The 4,708-nt window shown below is 28.0% G+C and carries 5 protein-coding genes and 1 tRNA gene; 3 read left to right on the forward strand and 3 right to left on the reverse strand.

Features of this window, described 5'->3' with window-relative positions; all coding sequences use genetic code 11:
• Positions 1-1,232 precede the first annotated feature (1,232 nt).
• Positions 1,233-1,925, forward strand: a complete 693-nt coding sequence (locus RH98_RS14655) for a metallophosphoesterase (protein WP_010257083.1) — start codon at positions 1,233-1,235, stop codon at positions 1,923-1,925.
• A gap of 269 nt (positions 1,926-2,194) precedes the next feature.
• Here the strand turns inward: RH98_RS14655 and RH98_RS14660 are convergent.
• Positions 2,195-2,268 (reverse strand) — tRNA-Met (locus RH98_RS14660).
• A 140-nt stretch (positions 2,269-2,408) separates the two neighbouring features.
• Here RH98_RS14660 and RH98_RS14665 point away from each other — a divergent pair.
• Together RH98_RS14665 and RH98_RS14670 are read left to right on the forward strand one after the other, a co-directional pair.
• Entirely contained in the window at positions 2,409-2,795 is a 387-nt protein-coding gene (locus RH98_RS14665; protein ID WP_010257086.1) for an START-like domain-containing protein, read from the forward strand.
• A 53-nt stretch (positions 2,796-2,848) separates the two neighbouring features.
• Positions 2,849-3,691, forward strand: a complete 843-nt coding sequence (locus tag RH98_RS14670) for an aminotransferase class IV (RefSeq protein WP_010257090.1) — start codon at positions 2,849-2,851, stop codon at positions 3,689-3,691.
• Here RH98_RS14670 and RH98_RS14675 read toward each other — a convergent pair.
• Complete coding sequence (locus RH98_RS14675; protein ID WP_010257093.1) at positions 3,688-4,260, reverse strand: YqgE/AlgH family protein; 573 nt, start codon at positions 4,258-4,260, stop codon at positions 3,688-3,690. The two genes, RH98_RS14670 and RH98_RS14675, sit on opposite strands and share 4 nt — an antisense overlap.
• A 96-nt stretch (positions 4,261-4,356) precedes the next feature.
• Positions 4,357-4,638 carry an HU family DNA-binding protein gene (locus RH98_RS14680; RefSeq protein ID WP_026038942.1) on the reverse strand — a complete coding sequence of 94 codons (282 nt, stop codon included), beginning with the start codon at positions 4,636-4,638 and terminating at the stop codon, positions 4,357-4,359.
• Between the last annotated feature and the right edge of the window lie 70 nt (positions 4,639-4,708).

Raw genomic sequence — 4,708 nt, forward strand, 5'->3', positions numbered from 1 at the left:
TCATTTCTGAAATGGATCGCTCTATTTTTTATAATTCTTTTTATTACTTGTTACCTAGAAGTTGTTATTTATATTTTTAAAACCTTAATTGTAATAATCATCACAGCAAAGAAAATGTTGAATTATCACTTTATATCTATTATAGAACGACACAGTCTTTACTAAATGATGGAAGAATTATTATAAAACTAGTAAACAAAAAGCAAAACTTGTACAGTCATAAAAGGACTAGTGAAAAACTGTACAGTAAATGGTAGGATTATTAACTATAGCTGTACAGTTATAGTAGGATGAGACAAGATTTATGGTGGATGAGTCCATAGTGAGTCCATAGTAAGTCCATAGTGACTCTATTAAAACAATAGAATTTAATGGAGTCATTATGGATTCATCATGTAATGATTTTACTAACATTGCAAACCAGATTAGAAGGAGCCTAAACTTAATAATGGACGATTCTTGAAAAATTAATTGGATTGGGATATAAGAAACCTGTGTTTCCCTTGCTGGTAAATAAATTCTACCAATTTGAACTAAGTAATTTATTAATAAATACACGACAAATTGATACTTAATGAAGTGCTGAAAATGTTGTATATGAAGTGTGTTTTACCAGTAATACCAAGATAGTTTCTCTTGCTATTAATATAAAAATAATCAAAAAAATAACTAATCTGATGAAAATGAGAAAAATAATATTTACTACCTCTTAGCTTAGTGGTATAGGTAAGTCTTTAGATTAGAAGGGAAGTTTTGAAATAAATAGTATTACTTGATATGTTTAAAACTTGAGTCAAGGTGATTTGTTTTTTTATTACTGTTTTTATTAATTGATTTTTAGTTTAAAAATATAGTTAAATAAAAGTGTTTTGTGTTGTTTCTTTGTTTAAATATGTGGTAAGTTTATTAAAAAATTAGAATTGTAATAAAATGTAAAATTTTGCTATAATTAAAAGGAAGCGTTACTCATTATTGATTTTTTACAAAGAACAGAACTTAACAAATTTAAGAGAAGGCACTCCTTATGGTTATTTGAATAATTTTATACTTAGTGTTATAAAAATATTAGCTGTAGTCAATACATTAATTTCAATTTTAATCATTGGGTTTAAGAAATGAAAAGAATAAATAGAAGAAAATTTATAAAAAAAATAATTGTTTTTATACTTGTTATTTTTACGATTGATATTTTTTGGTTAGAATTTTTCCTGTTTGAAACTAAAAAATATTTTATGAAGTCTAGTAGTGAAGGTAAGTATAACTTCAAAGTTCTCCAATTATCAGATTTACATTTAAATAACATTACATATACCCTTCATAGAATAAGTGCGAAAATCAATAAAGAAAATCCAGATATCATATTGTTAACAGGAGATATTATAGATAAAAAAGATAATATTGATTTATTAGAGGATTTTCTAAAGACATTGCCCAAGACTAAGAAGATTGCAATTTTAGGTAATTGGGAATATTGGGGACATGTTGATATCCAAAAATTGAAAGCAATTTATAAAAGATATAATTGTGAGTTATTAATAAATAATACAGTTCAATTCTCCAAAAAAAATAAAACTTTAAGTATCAGTGGAGTTGATGATCTTTTGGGAGGAAAACCAGATATTGATAAGGTAATGGAGAATTACATAAGTAGCGATTACCCTATTGTATTAAATAATTGTCCTGAATATTATGACAAAATCGTCAAATATAAAAATCAAATAGATTTAGTTTTAAGTGGTCATACCCATGGTGGACAAATTAACTTTTTTGGTTATATCCCATTTATACCAGAAGGAAGTGGAAAGTATGTGAAAGGTTGGTATCACAAAAATAATTTGCCATTGTATGTATCAAAAGGAGTAGGTAGTAGTATTTTGCCCATTCGTTTTGGAGCTAGATCAGAAATCTCAGTTTTTTATATTTAATATAAAAATTATGTCTATAAGAAATGTTTTAATGGCATAATTAAATTAGAGAGAATTTAGAAGTATTAATGCTACTGCTGAATCTTTTAATGTGATAATAAAACCTTTAAAAGTTCAATTTATAGGAGTAAGAGGCATTGGTTCTTTCCTATAGAGATTAACCAAATTTTACACATAAACAGAACCTTTGAACCTGATCCCATAAAGGCTATTTATTAGTATAAAATAAAAAAAGGACATAATCTTTTGATTATGTCCTTTTACCTATGTAGCGAAGACGGGAGTTGAACCCGTGACCTCAGGGTTATGAATCCTGCGCTCTAACCAACTGAGCTACCTCGCCATTTTTGTTGGTATTACTTCTGTAATGCGGGTGCAAAGATAAAATAAAATCTTTTTAAAACAAATGGGAAGTGAGTTAAAAAATATTTTTTTATTTCGAAATTATGTTTATATTCGAAAAAATAAAATTAAGATACGGCTATGAAAGAAAAGTATGAAATAGAGTTTTCAATTAATTCTTCACCACAATTATTATATCAGTATATATCTGATCCATCGGGACTTAGTGAGTGGTTTGCAGATAATGTAAATTCAAGAGGAGAGATTTATTCTTTTATTTGGGGAGATTCAGAAGAGAAAGCTCGCGTTGTCACTCGCAAATCTGACGAAAGAGTACGTTATAGATGGTTAAATGAGGATGATAAAGAGACAGAGTATTACTTTGAGATTAGAATTCATAGAGATGAATTAACGAAAGATGTTACTTTAATCGTGACAGATTTTGCTTTTTCAGATGAAGTAGAAGAATCAAAACAATTGTGGGAAAATCAAATAATGGATTTAAAACAAGTATTAGGATCCGCATAATTTCTACAATATAGCTTATATTTGCCGTTAATAGTAATCAGATAAACAAAAGTATGATTAATGTTAACGGCACATTAGTTTCTAAAGGTAATATATCAGTTGAAGAGAATAGAGGTTTTTTATATGGAGATGCCCTATTTGAGACATTACGAGTTTTAGATAATAAAGTTTTATTTTTAGAAGATCATTATTTTAGATTAATGTCTTCTATGAGAATTTTAAGAATGGAAATTCCTATGAGTTTTACAATGGAATTTTTTCAAGATGAGATTCTTAAAGTTATTGATAGCGAAGAACATCCTTCTAATGCTTATAGAGTACGTTTTACAGTATTTAGAGATGCAGAAGGTACTTACTTGCCACTTTCTCGCAAAATAGGTTATATAGTGTCAATAAAACCATTGTCGAATCCCTTATTTGCATATTCTTCTTCTCCTTATGAAGTTGAAATTTACAAAGATTTTTATGTGACTTCCCATTTATTGTCTAATTTAAAGACAACGAATCGCTTAATTAATATTACTGGTAGTATTTTTGCTCAAGAAAATGATTATCAAAATTGCCTACTTATTAATGATGCTAAAAGTATTGTAGAGGGGCTTAACGGCAATTTGTTTGTTGTAAAAGATAAGGTTATAAAGACTCCACCTTTAGCAGATGGTTGCGTAAAGGGAATTATGCGTAAGCAAATTATGGAAATTATTGAGAAACATCCTGATTATACATTAGAAGAAAGTTCTGTGTCACCATTTGAACTTCAAAAAGCAGATGAGATGTTTTTGACTAATGCTATTGTAGGGATTCAACCAATTACAAAATACAGAAAGAAAGAATATACGACAGAGGTTTCTAAAGATTTAATTACAAAATTAAATGCTAAGGTTAGATTCCTTTAATTGTTATTAGGATTTTCTGGTGCATTTTGCCAAATACTATATTGACTTCCAAATTCTTTAAGGTTATTTTTCCAGAACATTTTTGAATGTTTTGTATAAAAGTCTTGTGTGTTTATTTTTGACTCTGATTTAAGCCAAAAATGTTTACTAAGTTCAATGTTTAGTTGACCATAATCCCACCCAGTATAGCCTAAGAAGAATTTTGTGTTGTCCTTGTTAAGTATGCCTTGATTTAATAACGTAAGTATTTGATCAAAATCACCTCCCCAATATAGATCATTATAAATATGGTGACTATTCATGACTAAATCTGGGCAAGAATGAATACAAAACAATTTGTCATTCTCAACAGGTCCACCATTATAGATTGTTAATGAAGTGGTGATATTTGGCATTAGTTGGTTTAGTGTAATGTCTAGCGCCTTATTAATGATAAAACCAACTGTTCCTTCGCTATGCTGATCTGCGATTAATACAACTGATCTTGAGAATTCTAATTCTTCAAATGATGCAGTGGGAAGAGATAATAAGATATCTCCTTTTTCTATTGGTTTATTTAATATTGGCATATTTTATTATAGTAAGATTGATAATCTAAAGTTATAAAAAAACCTCATTATTTAAAATAATGAGGTTTTAATTATACCTTATAAAAGGTTGTATAATTATTTTTTAGTATTTACAGCACTTTCTAATTCAGATCCCGCTTTAAATTTTACAACTTTTTTAGCTGCGATTTTGATTGTTTTACCAGTTTGAGGATTTCTTCCTTCTCTAGCAGCTCTATCAGATACAGACCAAGATCCAAATCCTACTAATGAAATTTTGTCTCCTTTAGCTAAAGTAGTTTCAATGTTTGATAAAAATGATTCTAGAGCTTTTTTTGCTGCAACTTTGCTGATTTCTGCATCTTTTGCAATAGCATCGATTAATTCTGTTTTGTTCATAATAATTTTTTTTAAAAGGTTAACTTTCTTAACGTCCTTATACAAATTTAGGGTTATTCTATAATTATAC

The organism is Myroides injenensis M09-0166 (genome assembly GCF_000246945.1).
GTDB lineage: Bacteria > Bacteroidota > Bacteroidia > Flavobacteriales > Flavobacteriaceae > Flavobacterium > Flavobacterium injenense.

Bases quoted from the DNA above. Each gene is read 5' to 3' on its own strand.
- RH98_RS14680 (WP_026038942.1), bottom strand. From the start codon at position 4,638: ATGAACAAAACAGAATTAATCGATGCTATTGCAAAAGATGCAGAAATC.
- RH98_RS14675 (WP_010257093.1), bottom strand. From the start codon at position 4,260: ATGCCAATATTAAATAAACCAATAGAAAAAGGAGATATCTTATTATCT.
- RH98_RS14665 (WP_010257086.1), top strand. From the start codon at position 2,409: ATGAAAGAAAAGTATGAAATAGAGTTTTCAATTAATTCTTCACCACAA.
- RH98_RS14655 (WP_010257083.1), top strand. From the start codon at position 1,233: ATGAAGTCTAGTAGTGAAGGTAAGTATAACTTCAAAGTTCTCCAATTA.
- RH98_RS14670 (WP_010257090.1), top strand. From the start codon at position 2,849: ATGATTAATGTTAACGGCACATTAGTTTCTAAAGGTAATATATCAGTT.